General features: G+C 60.9%; 14 protein-coding genes. 5 read left to right on the top strand and 9 right to left on the bottom strand.

The genetic code is table 11. From position 1 onward, the window contains the following. Positions 1-7: 7 nt before the first annotated feature. The 4 genes from nirB to cobA are packed head-to-tail and all read left to right on the top strand — an operon-like array spanning position 8 to position 6,257. A complete protein-coding gene (nirB, locus tag JZ00_RS09770; protein WP_039589023.1) occupies positions 8-2,461 on the top strand; it encodes a nitrite reductase large subunit NirB in 2,454 nt (817 codons plus the stop codon). After that, a complete protein-coding gene (gene nirD, locus JZ00_RS09765) occupies positions 2,458-2,778 on the top strand; it encodes a nitrite reductase small subunit NirD (RefSeq protein ID WP_039589022.1) in 321 nt (106 codons plus the stop codon). Before nirB ends, nirD begins: the two co-directional genes overlap by 4 nt. Then, the gene (locus JZ00_RS09760; RefSeq protein ID WP_039589021.1) at positions 2,775-5,492 is read left to right on the top strand and encodes a nitrate reductase; all 2,718 of its coding nucleotides are present in this window, start codon (positions 2,775-2,777) and stop codon (positions 5,490-5,492) included. Before nirD ends, JZ00_RS09760 begins: the two co-directional genes overlap by 4 nt. Positions 5,493-5,501: 9 nt before the next feature. Further along, positions 5,502-6,257, top strand: coding sequence for a uroporphyrinogen-III C-methyltransferase (cobA, locus tag JZ00_RS09755; protein WP_039589020.1), 756 nt, complete (start codon positions 5,502-5,504; stop codon positions 6,255-6,257). A 125-nt stretch (positions 6,258-6,382) separates the two neighbouring features. On the opposite strand, the gene JZ00_RS09750 is transcribed toward cobA, so the two are convergent. The 8 genes from JZ00_RS09750 to ppsA form a co-directional block, all read right to left on the bottom strand. Continuing rightward, positions 6,383-7,417: an OmpA family protein gene (locus tag JZ00_RS09750; RefSeq protein ID WP_039589019.1), complete on the bottom strand. Its 1,035-nt coding sequence runs from the start codon at positions 7,415-7,417 to the stop codon at positions 6,383-6,385. A 107-nt stretch (positions 7,418-7,524) separates the two neighbouring features. Then, complete coding sequence (gene sigX, locus JZ00_RS09745) at positions 7,525-8,115, bottom strand: RNA polymerase sigma factor SigX (RefSeq protein WP_025212681.1); 591 nt, start codon at positions 8,113-8,115, stop codon at positions 7,525-7,527. A 91-nt stretch (positions 8,116-8,206) separates the two neighbouring features. Beyond that, complete coding sequence (locus JZ00_RS09740) at positions 8,207-9,031, bottom strand: mechanosensitive ion channel family protein (RefSeq protein WP_039589018.1); 825 nt, start codon at positions 9,029-9,031, stop codon at positions 8,207-8,209. A gap of 2 nt (positions 9,032-9,033) precedes the next feature. Continuing rightward, positions 9,034-9,279, bottom strand: a complete 246-nt coding sequence (locus JZ00_RS09735) for a hypothetical protein (RefSeq protein WP_014337331.1) — start codon at positions 9,277-9,279, stop codon at positions 9,034-9,036. Between the two features lie 63 nt (positions 9,280-9,342). Continuing rightward, positions 9,343-10,338, bottom strand: a complete 996-nt coding sequence (locus JZ00_RS09730) for a zinc transporter ZntB (RefSeq protein WP_039589017.1) — start codon at positions 10,336-10,338, stop codon at positions 9,343-9,345. A gap of 25 nt (positions 10,339-10,363) precedes the next feature. Continuing rightward, positions 10,364-10,855: a ribonuclease E activity regulator RraA gene (gene rraA, locus JZ00_RS09725; RefSeq protein WP_039589016.1), complete on the bottom strand. Its 492-nt coding sequence runs from the start codon at positions 10,853-10,855 to the stop codon at positions 10,364-10,366. A gap of 128 nt (positions 10,856-10,983) precedes the next feature. After that, on the bottom strand, positions 10,984-11,973 hold the full coding sequence (locus JZ00_RS09720; protein WP_039589398.1) for an alpha/beta fold hydrolase: 990 nt from the start codon (positions 11,971-11,973) through the stop codon (positions 10,984-10,986). 86 nt (positions 11,974-12,059) lie between these two features. After that, entirely contained in the window at positions 12,060-14,435 is a 2,376-nt protein-coding gene (gene ppsA, locus JZ00_RS09715) for a phosphoenolpyruvate synthase (protein WP_039589015.1), read from the bottom strand. 184 nt (positions 14,436-14,619) lie between these two features. Here ppsA and ppsR point away from each other — a divergent pair, with 184 nt between their 5' ends. After that, positions 14,620-15,438, top strand: a complete 819-nt coding sequence (gene ppsR / locus JZ00_RS09705; protein ID WP_039589013.1) for a posphoenolpyruvate synthetase regulatory kinase/phosphorylase PpsR — start codon at positions 14,620-14,622, stop codon at positions 15,436-15,438. A 66-nt stretch (positions 15,439-15,504) separates the two neighbouring features. On the opposite strand, the gene JZ00_RS09700 is transcribed toward ppsR, so the two are convergent. Further along, positions 15,505-16,350, bottom strand: coding sequence for a type 1 glutamine amidotransferase domain-containing protein (locus JZ00_RS09700; RefSeq protein WP_039589012.1), 846 nt, complete (start codon positions 16,348-16,350; stop codon positions 15,505-15,507). Positions 16,351-16,362: the final 12 nt, after the last annotated feature.

Genomic DNA, 16,362 nt, shown 5'->3' with positions numbered 1-16,362 from the left:
AACCCTGATGAAAAAACTCAAACTGGTAATGATCGGCAACGGCATGGCCGGGGTTCGAACCCTCGAAGAACTGCTCAAGCTGAGCAACGAGCTGTACGACATCACGGTGTTCGGCGCCGAGCCCCACACCAACTACAACCGCATCCTGCTCTCGCCGGTGCTGGCCGGCGAGCAGACCTTCGAAGAAATCGTGCTCAACGACCTGAGCTGGTACCTGGACAACAACATCAAGCTGTTGCTCAACCGCAAGGTGGTGGAAATCGACCGGGTCAAGCGCCGGGTCATCGCCGAGGACGGCAGCGAAGCCGAATACGACCGCCTGCTCATCGCCACCGGCTCCACGCCGTTCATCTTGCCGATCCCCGGCAACACCCTCGATGGCGTGATCGGCTACCGCGACATCGCCGACACCCAGGCGATGATCGACACCGCGAAAACCCATAAACACGCGGTGGTCATCGGTGGCGGCCTGTTGGGCCTGGAAGCCGCCAACGGCTTGAAGCTTCGCGGCATGGACGTGACCGTCGTACACATCGGCGAATGGCTTTTGGAACGGCAGCTGGACAAGACCAGCGGTCAACTGCTGCAAACCGCGCTGGAAAGCCGTGGCCTGAAATTCCGCCTCTGCGAACAGACCCAGGCCCTGCACGACGCCGGCAATGGCCGGGTCGGCTCGGTCCAGTTCAAGAACGGCGACATCATCCCTGCCGACCTGGTGGTGATGGCCGCCGGTATCCGCCCCAATACCGAACTGGCGGAAAAATCCGGCATCCCGTGCAATCGCGGGATCCTGGTCAACGACACCATGCAAACCTACGACCCACGCATCTATGCCATCGGCGAATGCGCCAGCCATCGCGGCACCGCCTACGGCCTGGTGGCGCCGTTGTTCGAACAGGCCAAGGTCTGCGCCAACCACCTCGCGCAACTGGGCTTCGCCACCTACAAAGGCTCGGTTACTTCGACCAAGTTGAAAGTCACCGGCATCGACCTGTTCTCCGCCGGCGACTTCATGGGCGGCGAAGGCACCGAGACCATCACCCTTTCCGACCCGATTGGCGGCGTCTATAAAAAACTGGTGATCAAGGATGACGTGCTGGTCGGGGCCTGTCTGTACGGCGATACGGCGGACGGCGGATGGTATTTCCGCCAGATTCGTGAGAATCACGCCATCAGCGAGATCCGCGATCACCTCATGTTCGGGGAAAACGCACTGGGTGATGTAGGACACCAGGGCCAGGACAAAGCCATGAGCATGGCCGACACCGCAGAAGTCTGCGGCTGCAACGGCGTGTGCAAGGGCACCATCGTCAAGGCGATCCAGGAACACGGGCTGTTCAGCGTCGATGACGTGAAAAAACACACCAAGGCCGCCAGTTCCTGCGGCTCCTGCGCCGGCCTGGTGGAGCAGATCCTGATCAACACCGTGGGCGGCGCAGCGGACGTCAAGCCGAAAAGCGAAAAAGCCATCTGCGGCTGCAGCGACCTCAACCACGGCCAGATCCGCCAGGCGATCCGCGACCAGCATCTGCTGACCATCGCCGGGGCCATGAGCTACCTGAACTGGCGCACCCCGAACGGCTGCGCTACCTGCCGCCCCGCCCTGAACTACTACCTGATTTCCACCTGGCCCGGTGAAGCCCAGGATGATCCGCAGTCGCGCCTGATCAACGAACGCGCCCATGCCAACATCCAGAAAGACGGCACTTACTCGGTGGTCCCGCGGATGTGGGGCGGCGTGACCAACCCTTCCGAGCTGCGGCGCATTGCCGACGTGGCGGACAAGTACAACGTGCCGATGGTCAAGGTCACCGGCGGCCAGCGCATCGACCTGTTGGGGATCAAGAAGCAAGACCTGCCCGGCGTCTGGAAAGACCTCGACATGCCCTCCGGCCACGCCTACGGCAAATCCATCCGCACCGTGAAGACCTGCGTGGGCAGCGAGTTCTGCCGCTTCGGCACGCAGAACTCCACTCAGTTGGGGATCGAGCTGGAGCACGACCTGTTCAACATGTGGTCCCCGCACAAAGTGAAGCTGGCCGTCTCCGGTTGCCCCCGCAACTGCTCGGAAGCGGGCATCAAGGACGTTGGCATCATCGGCGTCGATTCCGGCTGGGAGATGTACATCGGCGGCAACGGCGGGATCAAGACCGAAGTCGCCGAGTTCTTCGTCAAGCTCAAGACCGCCGAAGAAGTGCGCGAATACAACGGCGCCTTCCTGCAGTTGTACCGGGAAGAAGCCTTCTACCTCGAACGCACCGTGCACTACATGCAGCGGGTCGGCATGGAGCACATCAAGAAAGCCGTGCTGGAAGACCCGGAGCGGCGCAAAGCGCTCCATGAGCGGCTGAAGTTTTCCCTGTCGCTGGAACAAGACCCTTGGAAACAGCGCCTGGAGCAACCCCAGCTGAAGAAAGAATTTGAAGTCATTCCCGTGAAGCACCTGGAGGTGCCGGCATGAACTGGCTGGATATCTGCGCACTGGAAGAGATCAACGCCCTGGGTTCTCGAATCATCCAGGGACCGAAGGGCGATATCGCGATTTTTCGTACCAGCGACGATGAAGTTTTCGCACTCGACGACCGCTGCCCGCACAAGGGCGGTCCATTGTCCCAGGGCCTGATCTACGGCAAGCGCGTGGCCTGCCCACTGCATAACTGGCAGATCGACCTGGAAACCGGCCTGGCCCAAGCCCCGGACGTGGGTTGCGCCCATCACCACTCGGCCCGAGTCGAGAACGGCCGCGTGATGCTGGCCCTGCGGGAAGCAAGCTCATGAGCCGCCAGACCACAGCCACGACCTGCTGCTACTGCGGGGTCGGTTGCGGCGTGTTGATCGAGCATGACGGCGAGCGCATCTTCGGCGTCAGCGGCGATCCCAGCCACCCGGCCAACTTCGGCAAATTGTGCAGCAAGGGCTCGACCCTGCACCTGACCGGCGACCTCGCCGCACGCGCGCTTTACCCCGAGCTGCGCCTGGGCAAAGGCCTGGCTCGGGCCCGCACCGACTGGGACAGCGCCCTGGACCATGCCGCCACTATTTTCGCCGAGACGATTGCCGAACATGGCCCCGACAGCGTGGCGTTCTACATCTCCGGCCAACTGCTGACCGAGGACTACTACGCCTTCAATAAACTCGCCCGGGCCCTGGTGGGCACCAACAACATCGACAGTAACTCGCGGCTGTGCATGTCCTCCGCCGTGGTGGGCTACAAGCGCAGCCTCGGCGCCGACGCCCCGCCTTGCAGCTATGAAGACCTGGAGCTGAGCGATTGTGTGATGATCGTCGGCAGCAACATGGCCTACGCCCATCCGATCCTGTTTCGTCGCCTCGAAGAAGCAAAATCCCGCCGGCCCGAGATGAAAATCATCGTCATCGACCCCCGGCGCACCGACACCTGCGACCTGGCGGACCTGCACCTGGCGATCCTGCCGGGCACCGATGTCGCGCTGCTCCATGGGATTTTGCACTTACTGCTGTGGGAAGACTGGATCGATCGCAGTTTCATCAAGACCCACACCGAAGGGCTTGCGGATCTGAAGAATCTGGTGCGCGACTACACGCCCGCCATGGTTGCCCAGCTTTGCGGCATCAGCGTCGAGCAGCTGCACCAATGCGCCGAATGGGTCGGCACATCGCCCAGTTTCCTGTCGTTGTGGTGCATGGGCCTGAACCAGTCCACCGCCGGCAGCGCGAAAAACAGCGCGCTGATCAATCTGCACCTGGCCACCGGCCAAATCGGCCGGCCGGGCGCTGGACCGTTCTCATTGACCGGCCAGCCCAACGCCATGGGCGGGCGCGAAACCGGCAGCCTGTCGAACCTGCTGCCGGGCCATCGCGAAGCCGCCAACCCGGAACATCGCGCTGAAGTGGCCGATTACTGGGGCGTCGATGCGTTACCGGCAGCCCCTGGCCTCAGCGCCATTGAACTGTTCGAACAGGTGCGCAGCGGCAAGATCAAGGCAGTGTGGATCGCCTGCACCAACCCCGCCCAATCGATGCCGGACCAGGCCGCCGTGCGCGAGGCCCTGCAAGCCTGCCCGTTCGTGGTGTTGCAGGAAGCCTTTCGCACCACCGAGACCGCCGCCTTTGCCGACCTGCTGCTGCCCGCGGCCAGTTGGGGCGAAAAAGAAGGCTCGGTAACCAACTCCGAGCGGCGCATTTCCCACGTGCGCCGGGCAATCAACGCACCGGGTGAGGCACGACCGGACTGGGCCATCACAGTGGATTTCGCACAACGCCTGGAGAAACGCCTGCGCCCGGGGCAATCGAGCTTGTTCGCCTTCGACACGCCGGCCCAGTTGTTCGATGAATACAAGCAATTGACCCGTGGTCGTGACTTGGATCTGTCCGGTATCAGCCATGCGCTGATCGATCAGCTTGGCCCCCAGCAATGGCCTTTTCGCGAAGGCGCCACGGTCGGCACCGCCCGTTTGTACGTGGATGGGATTTTTCCTACCGAAAGCGGCCGTGCCCGATTTGTCGCCGACCCTTATCGCGCCGCCAAGGAACTGCGTGACGCGCGCTATCCCTTGACACTGAATACGGGTCGCCTGCGAGATCAATGGCACGGCATGAGCCGCACGGGAACCGCTGCGCAGTTGTTTGGCCATGTGAACGAAGCGGTGCTCAGCCTGCATCCCGACGATTTGGTCCGCCATCGCCTGCAAACCGGTGACCTGGTCAGTCTCAAGAGCCGTCGCGGCAGCCTGATCGTCGCCGTCGACAGCGACGAAAGCGTGCGCCCCGGCCAGGCGTTCCTGCCCATGCACTGGGGCGATCGGTTCCTCAAGGGAGGGGTGAACACCCTGACCCAGCCGGCTTTCGACCCACTGTCCAAACAGCCGGAACTCAAACACAGCGGCGTGCGCCTGGAACCGGTGAACCTGCCCTGGCAGCTTTTCGCCCTGATCGAAGGCGATGTTCAACAGCATTTGGAGACGTTGCGTCCGCTGTGTGAGGCGTTTTCCTACGTCAGCCTTAGCCTGACCGGTCGCGAACGTCCCGCGTTGCTGATTCGCGCCGCCAGTGCCGTCGCCCCCGAACCGCAACTGCTACAAGCGATTGACGAGCAACTCGGCCTTATCGAAGGGCCAGTCTTGGCCTATGACGACCCACGCCGCGCCATCGGCAAGCGGGTGCGGATCGAAAACGGACGCATCACTGCCATTCGCCTGGCGGGTGAAACCCTGGCCCGGCACTGGCTGCAGAACCTCTGGCTGGAAGGTCGCGCCGACGAGCAACTACGGCGCTGGCTGCTAGCTCCCCTGAGCGCGCCGCCAGGCAACACCGGTGCCACCGTGGGTGGCGGGAAAACCCTGTGCAACTGCATGAATGTCAGCCAGCGCGCGGTTTGCGCGGGTATCGAGCGCGGCCTGGATTTGCAGGGCCTGAAAAAGGAACTGGGCTGCGGCACGCAGTGCGGTTCCTGCGTACCGGAAATCAAGCGTTTGCTGGTTGCCACCGCGCAACCGGTGGCGGCTATCTCGTGAGGAAACACTATGAACGCAAAAGTCTGGCTGGTCGGTGCAGGTCCCGGCGACCCTGAATTGCTGACCCTCAAAGCCGTGCGCGCCTTGGGCGAAGCCGACGTGGTGTTGATCGATGACCTGGTCAACGACGCGGTGCTGGAGCACTGCCCCGGTGCACGCATCATCGCCGTGGGCAAGCGCGGCGGTTGCCGTTCCACGCCACAGGCGTTCATTCATCGGTTGATGCTGCGTTATGCCCGCCAAGGCAAATGTGTAGTGCGCCTCAAGGGCGGCGATCCGTGCATTTTCGGCCGGGGCGGTGAAGAAGCGCAGTGGCTGCGCGAGCATGGCGTTGAGGTGGAACTGGTCAACGGCATCACCGCCGGCCTCGCGGGGGCGACTCAGTGCGACATTCCCCTGACCTTGCGCGGCGTTGCGCGGGGCGTGACGCTGGTCACCGCCCACACCCAGGATGGCAGTAGCTTGAACTGGCAAGCCCTGGCACAAGGCGGAACCACCCTGGTGGTGTACATGGGCGTGGCAAAGCTCAGCGAAATCCGCGAGCAATTGCTGGCCGGTGGCCTCGCGGCGGATACGCCGGTGGCCATGATCGAAAACGCCTCCCTGCCCCATCAACGCGACTGCCGCAGCGACTTGGCCTCGATGGAAACCGATGCCGGCGCCTTTCAACTCAAGAGCCCGGCGATCCTGGTGATTGGCGCGGTGGCGGGCGCAGCCGAACTGGCCGCCTCCCCGCCGGTCTTCGCGCAGGCTTCAGCGCTCTAACAGACAACAGCGAGCCCATTGAGGTAGCGAGCAGGCTCGCTACCACAGGTTTCTGTCTCCCACCTCTAAATCGCACGCAAAGAAAAACCCGGCCTAGGCCGGGTTTTTCCAAAGCTTCGGGCTAATTACTTAGCTTGGGCTTCAACCTGCGCTTCTACGCGACGGTTTACTGCACGACCAGCTTCAGTGGCGTTGTCAGCAACTGGGCGGGATTCGCCGTAGCCAACAGACTGAACGCGGGACGATTCAACACCGTACTGGTTGGTCAGAACTTGCTTGACGGCGTTTGCACGACGCTCAGACAGCTTCTGGTTGTAAGCGTCAGGACCGACGGAGTCAGTGTGACCTTCAACAGTGGTGCTGGTGGCTGGGTACTGCTTCATGAAATCAGCCAGGTTCTTGATGTCGCCGTAGCTGTTTTCTTTAACGACCGACTTGTCGAAGTCGAACTTGACGTCCAGCTCAACACGTACGACTTCAGCAACAGCTGGGCAGCCATCAGCGTCAACGGTTACGTTGGCTGGGGTGTCAGGGCACTTGTCGACGTTGTCGCACACGCCATCGTTGTCGCTGTCGGAGCAGACTTCAGCCGGAGCTGGAACTGGAGCAGCAGCAGGCTTGGAGCCGCCACCGAAGTTCACACCGATACCGACGCTAGGAGCCCACTCGGTGTCGCCCTGGTCGATGTTGTACTGAGCTTCAACGCCGGCACGGGCGTAGAAGTTGTCGGTGAAATACAGCTTGGCGCCGCCACCAACGTTGGCGAAGGTAGAACGGTTACGACTGTTGCTACCGTTCTGGTCGATGCTCTGGTCGGAGAAACCGGCAGAGACGTAAGGACGCAGCATGTCGCCTGGGTTGTTGAAGTGGTACAGAGCGTCCAGAGCGGTGTTGGCGCCCTTGACGTTAGTGCCGTCTTCGGTACGTGCGTTGTGCACTTCGTCGTAGGCCAGACGCAGTTCAACGTCGTCGGTCAGGAAGTAACCAATCGAACCGCCGAACAGATTGCCGTTATTCTTGAAATCACGAGCGCTGTCGAACATTTCCTTCTTTGCGAAGCCTTCGATTTCAACTGCGCCTTGGCCTTGTGCCAGAGCGCCGAACGAAGTGGCAGCAATCAAAGAACCAATGGCAAAGCCCAAGGTGTTTTTCAGTTTCATCCGTTAAATCCCCATCTGGTGATTGTGAAGCAGTCCCGCAAACCGGGGGACAACTCGGCGGCAAGTCTATCAGAACTTGCCTACACGTAAGAGATATTTGCGCCGAACTAAGTTTCGGCAATGCCTGCAAATTTCTCACGCAGCTTATCGAGCGCGCGCTTGTAACGCATTTTTGTCGCGCTCAAACCCATATGCATTATGTCTGCGATCTCCTGGAATTCCAGTTCTGCGACAAATCGTAGCACCAGAATCTCCCGATCGATCGGGTTCACATAAACCAGCCAGCGATCGAGCCCACCCTTTTCCTCGGGCTTGGGCGCCTTTTCTTCAGACGCTTCCTCAAGGGGGTCAAGGCTCAACGCGTCCATTAACCGACGCTTTCGCCGTTCCTTACGATACTGCGTGATGCATTCGTTGTAAGTGATGCTATATAGCCACGTCTTGAACTTCGATTTCCCCTCGAAGTTCTTCAAGCCGTACAGCACCTTCAACATCACCTCCTGACAGACATCATCAGCATCGCGATCGTTCCCAAGATACCGTGCACAAACATTAAATAATGTTCGTTGGTAACGGCGCATCAGCTCTTCGTAAGCGCGTGTTACGTGAAACAGCTCCGTATGCGCGCGCGCGACCAACTCCTCATCGGAGAGATCACGGGGGTCGTAGCGCGTGGATAGCGATTGGGGTTTGTTCAAAACAAGTCGGGCCGACAGTCTAGGTCAATGTGCGCCGCAGCCAGCGATAGCAGGCATTTTGCGGCGGCATACATTAGCAGGGTTTGCCGGGTTAGCGGCTACTCACATGCTGTTCCAGCAGAATCCGATTGGAAAGCGACACCAGCCCGCCCTCCTCGGTCAGCAATGTGGTCTTCACCGTGCCAATCTCTTCGATCTGGCCTTCGACCTCTCCAACACGCACTTGTTGCCCCACCTCATACAGCTCACGCACATAGATTCCCGCGAGAATCTGGCCGGCGATTTCCCGGCTTCCCAACCCCATGGCCAGCGCAACCGCCAGACCAACGGTAATCAAGACAATCACGATCACATGGTTTAGAAGGTCAGTCTTGACCTCCAACTGGCTGATCGCGACGGAAATACTGATGATAATGACCAGGCCCTGGGCGATTCTTCCCAGTCCCGAAGCGTAGTCCAGCCCCACACCTTCCGCAGCGCCGCGTACCAGGCCGTTGGCCAGTTGCGCCAGGAGAACGCCCACCAGCAACACCAGGGCCGCGCCGAAGACCTTCGGCAAATACAGCGCAAGCATGTCCAGGGTCGCTGAAACGCGCTCCAGGCCCAGGGATTCAGCCGCGGAAACCAGGAATATAAGCAGCACGAACCAATAGACGATCTTGCCCACCAGCGTCGAGATCGGGACCTGGATGCCGCCGCGGGACAAGAGCTTGGTCAGGCCAGTACCACCCATCAGGCGATCGAGGCCCAGCTTGGCGAGCAGCTTGGACAGCAGCGTGTCCAGCAACTTGGCCACGACGAAACCCAACAACAGCACCACCAGGGCGCCAAAGAGATTGGGGATGAAGTTAGCTATCTTGGTCCACAACGCAGTCATTGCCGTGACGAGGCTCTGGGTCCAGAGATCAAGTTCCATATTCAGTCAGCCTTATCAGCGGTGCGAGTAACGGGTTTGCGACGGGAAACCGGCGAGACGTGGGCCGACCCGTTGTTAAGGGCGATCATCAGCGCGGGCAACCAACGGCCCAGCAGGCTGAACAAGTCGCCGGCGCCGACCTGGCGGTTGGCGGTTTTGAGTACACGGCCCAGGCAAGCATCGTCGTCCCGACTGGACGGCGAGGCCTTGAGCATGTCGCGCAGAGACTGTTCAAACGGATCGTGCATACGCACCTCTCGTGATGTCTGTGGAAGACGCGATCAGTTTTCGTCGGGTCACATGAAACCCCATCACACCCACCGCAAGCGGCGGAACAGCCACCATTGCCCCATGGCCACGCAGACCATCAGCAGGCAGGCGACCAGGAACCCATAGGAGCTTCCGGAAAACGGAATGCCGCCGACATTGATGCCGAGCAGCCCGGTGAGAAAACTCATCGGCAAGAAGATCCCGGTGATGATGCCGAAGCGGTACATGGTGCGGTTCATGCGCACCGAGAGACGCCGGTCCTCGGCCTCCAGCACCAGCCCTACGCGCTCCCGGGTCAATTCCAGCTCCTCGAGGTAGCGGGTCAGGCTGTTGTTCAATTCATTCCAGTAGTCGCCGTCGTCCTCGACGAACCAGGGCAACTTGATCCGCGACATCTGTCCGAAAATATCCCGCTGCGGCGCCAGGAATCGCTTGAGCCCGGCCGCCCTTCGACGGATGTGAAGAATGGCGTCGTGCTCAGGGGTATACCGTTCGTCGGTATCGAGTTTTTCTTCCTCGGTGTCGACGATTTCAGACAGGCATGTCACCAGGTCCTGCACTTTATTGGTCAGGTATTGCGCCATATAAAGGATGAGTTCCGAAGCGGTCCTGGGGCCCTTGCCCTCGGACAGCTCGGCCAGCAGCTCATCGGTGGCGCGCAATGGGCGCAGCCGCAGGGATATCACCCGCTGCGCCGCGGCGAAGATGCGCACCGATACCATGTCTTCCGGCTCGGCCCCTGGGTTGAGGTTGATCCCGCGCAAAAAAAGCAGCAGTTCGGCGTTGGGCAGGGGCAGCAGTCGCGGCCGGGTGTTTTCTTCAAGCAGCAGGTCGCAGTTGAATTCACTCAAGCCACTGGATTTGCGCAACCACGTATGGGTTTGCGGATGACTGCGATCCCAGTGCAGCCACAGGCTTTCATGGGCTTGCAACTGCAGATCGTCAAGTTCGGTCCGGGCTATCGAACGCGCGCCACCTTTACCATCCAGCACCAGGGCATGCACCAGCCCCCATTGCGCGTTTTCTTCCTCGAACATCCTCATCCCTTATGGCCTTGGTGCTTTATTCAGGCATCTTCAGCGGGCTTGGCGAGACGATCACGCCGTTGTTGTCCGCGTAGACATATTCGCCCGGACGAAACGTCACACCCGCAAAGGTCACGACGACGTTGAGATCGCCAATGCCGCGCTTGTCGGTCTTCATCGGATGGCTGGCCAGGGCCTGGACGCCGAGGTCGGTCTGGGCAATGACGTCGACGTCGCGGATGCAACCGTAGATCACCAGCCCTTCCCAGCCATTTTTCGCGGCCTTTTCGGCCAGCATGTCGCCCAGCAGCGCCCGACGCAGGGAGCCGCCGCCGTCGACGACCAGCACCTTGCCCTTGCCATCGAGTTCAACCTGCTCCTTGACCAGCGAGTTGTCTTCGAAACACTTGATGGTCACGATCTCGCCGCCGAAGGAATCGCGACCGCCGAAATTGCTGAACATCGGTTCCACCACTTGCACGAGGTCCGGATAGGCATCGCACAGGTCAGGCGTGAGGTAATGGTTCATCGAACAACTCCTGTATGGGCTGGAACGTCGGGCTGAAGTGAACCGCCGTTTGTGACCAAAACAGCGGAACGCGTCATATCTTAGCCGCAAGCTGACAAGAGCGAAATGCCCCTGTCAGAGCCTTCGCCTCAAACTGCCTGGGCCAGGCGCGGCTGGTCGGCCAACAACGGCGCACCTTGATCGTCCAGCCATCGCGCCACCAGCGGCCAGACCTCGGCTTGCGCGGCCTTGCTGACGAGCATTTCGACGTGACCGAAATCATCGCCGAAGCCTTGCTCGCGCCCAAGGCAGACAAACTGCTTGTGCTCGGAACCGATCTGGTCGAACAGTTTGCGGCAGGCCCAGGTCGGATCCTGCTGATCACCGGCGGCGCTCACCGCCAATACCGGCACCTGCACATCGGCGAGACCCGCCCACCAATTTTTCTCGGCATCACCGAAACGCCCGAACAGGCCATACCAGCGCATGCTCTCCAGTGCCAGGCCGATGGGCTCATCTTCCGGACCACGCTTGAGCCTGGAACCGGACAATTGCGCAAATCGCTTGAGGATGAAACGTCCGCTCCATTCCACCGGCGGGATTTTCAGCGGCCAGTAAGTACGACTGACCTGGGCGCCGAAGAACGCCGCCGACGCCACGGCAGGCGCGCCGAGGTAGTGACCGCCCAAGGCAGCCGCCAGGGTAATGCCGCCCAGGGAATGGCCAATCCAGTGTGGCACTTGCCCGCTTTGTTCACGCACAAAGGCGCCAATGGCCGGCAAGTCATAACGGGCGTAGTCGGCCACGCGGTTGTTGCGGTAGCCCTGGTTTCGTTGGGACAAGCCATGGCCGCGCATTTCGGGAATCCAGACATCGAACCCCAACCGCGCCAGATACGCCCCCAGGCCGAGGCCCTTGGGCGAATACCAGAAGCGACGGTTGGAAAAACTGCCGTGCAGCAGGATCACCGGGACCCCACGGACCTCACAGGCGTCGGCCATGCCCAGGCGGGTGACCGCCAGTTCGACGCTGTAGTCAGGGCTGTTGCCCGGTTTCAAGCGATAGACATCTTCGCTCAGATCGCCGCGCCGTTCGGCGCTGATCAGGGCGACAGGAAATAGGTTGCTGCTGCTTTGCATGATCTTCTTGCACAAAAAAGGGCGGCTTCCAGATGGAGCCCGCCCTACTTCAAATCAAAAGGGGCCGGTGATGCCCCTTCACTCGATCAGACCGCAGCCTGACCCTCAGCCAGGAAGAACCAAGTCTCCAGCACGGAATCCGGGTTCAACGAAACGCTTTCGATACCCTGCTCCATCAGCCACTTGGCCAGGTCCGGGTGATCCGAAGGGCCCTGGCCGCAGATGCCGATGTATTTGCCGGCCTTGTTGCAGGCGGCAATGGCGTTGGCTAGCAGTTTCTTGACCGCTGGGTTCCGCTCGTCGAACAGGTGGGCGATGATCCCGGAGTCGCGGTCCAGGCCCAGGGTCAGCTGGGTCAGGTCATTGGAACCGATGGAGAAACCGTCGAAGAATTCGAGGAACTCGTCGGCCAGGATGGCGTTGGACGGCAGCTCGCACATCATGATCACGCGCAGGCCGTTCTCGCCACGGGCCAAGCCGTTTTCCGCCAGCAGGTCGACCACCTGGCTCGCTTCACCGAGGGTCCGCACGAACGGCACCATGATTTCGACGTTGGTCAGGCCCATCTCGTTGCGCACGCGCTTGAGGGCACGGCATTCGAGCTCGAAGCAGTCACGGAACGACTCGCTGATGTAGCGCGAAGCACCGCGGAAGCCCAGCATCGGGTTTTCTTCTTCCGGCTCGTAGAGCTTGCCGCCGATCAGGTTGGCGTATTCGTTGGACTTGAAGTCCGACAGGCGCACGATGACTTTTTTCGGCCAGAAGGCCGCCGCCAGGGTGCTGATGCCTTCCACCAGCTTCTCGACGTAGAAACCGACCGGATCGTCATAGCCGGCGATGCGCTTGTCGACGCTGTCCTTGATTTCCTGCGGCAGGCCGTCGTAGTTCAGCAGTGCCTTGGGGTGCACGCCGATCATGCGGTTGATGATGAATTCCAGGCGGGCCAGGCCCACGCCGGCGTTCGGCAACTGCGCGAAGTCAAAGGCGCGGTCCGGGTTGCCGACGTTCATCATGATCTTGAACGGCAGCTCCGGCATTGCGTCCACGGAGTTCTTCTTGATGTCGAAGCCCAGTTCGCCTTCGAAGATGTAGCCGGTGTCGCCCTCGGCGCAGGAAACGGTCACGCCCTGGCCGTCCTTGAGCAGCTCGGTGGCGTTGCCGCAACCGACCACGGCCGGGATACCCAGCTCGCGGGCGATGATTGCCGCGTGGCAGGTACGGCCACCGCGGTTGGTGACGATGGCGCTGGCGCGCTTCATGACCGGTTCCCAGTCCGGGTCGGTCATGTCGGAGACCAGTACGTCGCCGGCCTGGACCTTGTCCATTTCCGAGACGTCCTTGATGATCCGCACCTTGCCGGCGCCGATACGCTGGCCGATTGCGCGGCCTTCCACCAGCACGGTGCCGGTTTCCTTGAGCAGGTAGCGCTCCATGACGTTGGCCTGGGTGCGGCTCTTCACGGTTTCCGGACGGGCCTGCACGATGTACAGCTTGCCGTCGTCACCGTCCTTGGCCCACTCGATGTCCATCGGACAGCCGTAGTGCTTCTCGATGATCATCGCCTGCTTGGCCAGTTCGCTGACTTCAGCGTCGGTCAGGCAGAAGCGTGCGCGATCGGCCTTGTCGACATCGACAGTCTTGACCGAACGACCGGCCTTGGCTTCGTCACCGTAGACCATCTTGATGGCCTTGCTGCCCAGGTTGCGGCGCAGGATGGCCGGGCGACCGGCTTCCAGGGTGCCCTTGTGGACATAGAATTCGTCGGGGTTCACCGCGCCTTGCACGACGGTTTCACCCAGGCCATAGGCACCGGTAATGAACACGACGTCGCGAAAGCCCGACTCGGTGTCGAGGGTGAACATCACGCCGGCGGTGCCGGTTTCGGAGCGGACCATGCGCTGTACACCAGCGGACAGGGCGACCAGCTTGTGGTCGAAGCCCTGGTGCACGCGGTAGGAAATGGCACGGTCGTTGAAAAGGGAGGCGAAGACTTCCTTGGCGGCCCGGATGACGTTTTCCACGCCACGGATGTTCAGGAAGGTCTCCTGCTGGCCGGCGAACGAGGCATCCGGCAAGTCTTCGGCGGTGGCCGAGGAGCGCACGGCGACGGCAACATCGGGGTTGCCTTCGGAGAGCTTGGCAAAGGCCGTGCGGATCTCGGCGTTCAGTTTCTCGGGGAATTCGGCTTCCATGATCCACTGGCGGATCTGGGCACCGGTCTTGGCCAGGGCATTGACGTCATCGACGTCCAGGGCGTCGAGCGCATCGTGGATCTGCTGGTTCAGGCCGCTCAGTTCCAGGAAATCACGATAAGCCTGGGCGGTCGTGGCGAAGCCACCTGGCACCGATACACCGGCGCCGGCGAGGTTACTGATCATCTCGCCCAGGGATGCGTTCTTGCCCCCCACATGCTCTACATCATGGACGCCGAGCTTATCGAGGGAAACTACGTACTCTACCAAGGTGATCTCTCCACTAACTGTGTTGGAAAAGCTCAAGGTACCGGCGGCTCCAGGGGAGCGCTCACCGGCGATATGGCCTGGACCTGGAAAATAAGTGAGAATGCGGGCCACGGGCGGCCGGCAAATCGCGCCTATCATATCCAAGAATCGTCACTAGCTCACTAGCTTAAGGCCCAAGGCGCAAATGAAACGATCTGCTTTCTTTATCTCCGACGGCACCGGCATCACGGCCGAAACGCTAGGCCAGAGCCTGTTGGCGCAGTTCGAAAACATTACCTTCACCAAGCTGACACGCCCGTACATAGACAGCGTCGACAAGGCGCGGGCCATGGTACAGCAAATCAATAAAGCCGCCGAAAACGACGGATTTCGTCCGATCATCTTCGATACCATCGTCAATCAGGACATCCGTGAGATTCTCGCAACGTCCAATGGTTTCATGATCGACATTTTTTCCACGTTCCTGGCGCCGCTCGAACAGGAACTGAGCGAACACTCCTCCTACTCCGTGGGCAAGTCCCATTCCATTGGCCACAACTCCAACTACATGGAGCGGATCGAGGCGGTGAACTTCGCGCTGGACAACGATGACGGCGCCCGCACGCATTATTACGACAAGGCCGACTTGATCCTAGTGGGTGTGTCGCGGTGTGGTAAGACGCCGACGTGCCTGTACATGGCGATGCAGTTTGGCATCCGCGCGGCCAACTATCCGTTGACCGAAGACGACATGGAGCGCCTGCAACTGCCCAGCGCCCTGCGCGCCCACCAGCACAAGCTGTTCGGCCTGACCATCGACCCGGACCGCCTTACCGCGATCCGCAACGAGCGCAAGCCCAACAGCCGTTACTCGAGCTACGCTCAGTGCGAGTTCGAAGTGCGCGAGGTAGAAAACCTGTTCCGGCGGGAGAACATTCCCCACATCAACTCCACGCATTTTTCCGTGGAGGAGATATCGGCGAAGATCCTGGTGGAGAAAGGGGTGGAGCGGCGGTTCAAGTAAGCCTCAAGCACACCCTGAAACCTGGGGGAGCAAGCCCGCTCCCGCAGGGGTTGCGGTGTTTCTGAATCAACGTTCCAACCGCTTGACCAGCGCCTGCCCCACTTCCAGCGCCGACGCCGGATTCTGGCCGGTGATCAACTCCCGGTCCATGACCACATGGGACGTCCACGGCGAGGTATTGCTGCTGTATTGGCCACCCGCCTGCTGCAATGCAGTCTGCGGATAGAATTTCATGGCGCCTCCACCCAGCAGCCCTTTGGCCAATTCCTCTTCCTGATTGCTGATGACCGTCATCTTGTAGCCGGCGTAGATCCAGCCGGACTGGGCCGAAGCCTGGCCCTTGGCGCTCAACTGGCCGACAAAGTCGTTGGCATCGGGCAGGGTCGCCAACAGGGCGATTGGCCCATGGCAAACGAGCGCGGTGGTCTTGCCCTTTTCATGGAAGTGCGTCAGCACCCGCCCCAGCGATGCGCTCGTGAGTAAATCCTGCATCGGTGCATGGCCGCCGGGGACGTACAGCGCGTCGAACCGATCCAGCCCCAGCTGTTCGACACGGCTCAGGCTGATCACCGGTGAATCCTCGGGCGAGGTGATGTTCAGTTGGGCCAGCAACGCCTGGTAGCGCTCAAGTTCCGCCGCGTCATTATTGAAGTACATCTTGTCCACCGAAGAGCGGTCCAGGGTTGGCGCCTTGCCCTCGGGCGTGGCAAAGGTCACGTGGTGACCGGCGTCCAGCAACAGTTTCACCGGCTGTAGCAATTCGTTGAGGTAGAACCCGGTGGAAAAGACCTGGCCATTTTTCAGATCCAGATGATCGGAGTCCGACAGGACCACGAGCACATTATCGGCATGGGCCGCGGCGCTGATGCCTGCCAGGACGACAGACGTTGCCAAGGTAGTGAGCTTTTTCATGATGACTCCGTT

The organism is Pseudomonas frederiksbergensis (assembly GCF_000802155.2).
GTDB lineage: Bacteria > Pseudomonadota > Gammaproteobacteria > Pseudomonadales > Pseudomonadaceae > Aquipseudomonas > Aquipseudomonas frederiksbergensis_A.
This window is presented reverse-complemented; position numbering and strand designations above follow the sequence as displayed.

Bases quoted from the DNA above. Each gene is read 5' to 3' on its own strand.
- JZ00_RS09720 (WP_039589398.1), bottom strand. From the start codon at position 11,973: ATGCAAAGCAGCAGCAACCTATTTCCTGTCGCCCTGATCAGCGCCGAA.
- rraA (WP_039589016.1), bottom strand. From the start codon at position 10,855: ATGAACCATTACCTCACGCCTGACCTGTGCGATGCCTATCCGGACCTC.
- JZ00_RS09730 (WP_039589017.1), bottom strand. From the start codon at position 10,338: ATGTTCGAGGAAGAAAACGCGCAATGGGGGCTGGTGCATGCCCTGGTG.
- ppsR (WP_039589013.1), top strand. From the start codon at position 14,620: ATGAAACGATCTGCTTTCTTTATCTCCGACGGCACCGGCATCACGGCC.
- JZ00_RS09760 (WP_039589021.1), top strand. From the start codon at position 2,775: ATGAGCCGCCAGACCACAGCCACGACCTGCTGCTACTGCGGGGTCGGT.
- cobA (WP_039589020.1), top strand. From the start codon at position 5,502: ATGAACGCAAAAGTCTGGCTGGTCGGTGCAGGTCCCGGCGACCCTGAA.
- JZ00_RS09740 (WP_039589018.1), bottom strand. From the start codon at position 9,031: ATGGAACTTGATCTCTGGACCCAGAGCCTCGTCACGGCAATGACTGCG.
- nirD (WP_039589022.1), top strand. From the start codon at position 2,458: ATGAACTGGCTGGATATCTGCGCACTGGAAGAGATCAACGCCCTGGGT.
- JZ00_RS09700 (WP_039589012.1), bottom strand. From the start codon at position 16,350: ATGAAAAAGCTCACTACCTTGGCAACGTCTGTCGTCCTGGCAGGCATC.
- JZ00_RS09735 (WP_014337331.1), bottom strand. From the start codon at position 9,279: ATGCACGATCCGTTTGAACAGTCTCTGCGCGACATGCTCAAGGCCTCG.
- JZ00_RS09750 (WP_039589019.1), bottom strand. From the start codon at position 7,417: ATGAAACTGAAAAACACCTTGGGCTTTGCCATTGGTTCTTTGATTGCT.
- nirB (WP_039589023.1), top strand. From the start codon at position 8: ATGAAAAAACTCAAACTGGTAATGATCGGCAACGGCATGGCCGGGGTT.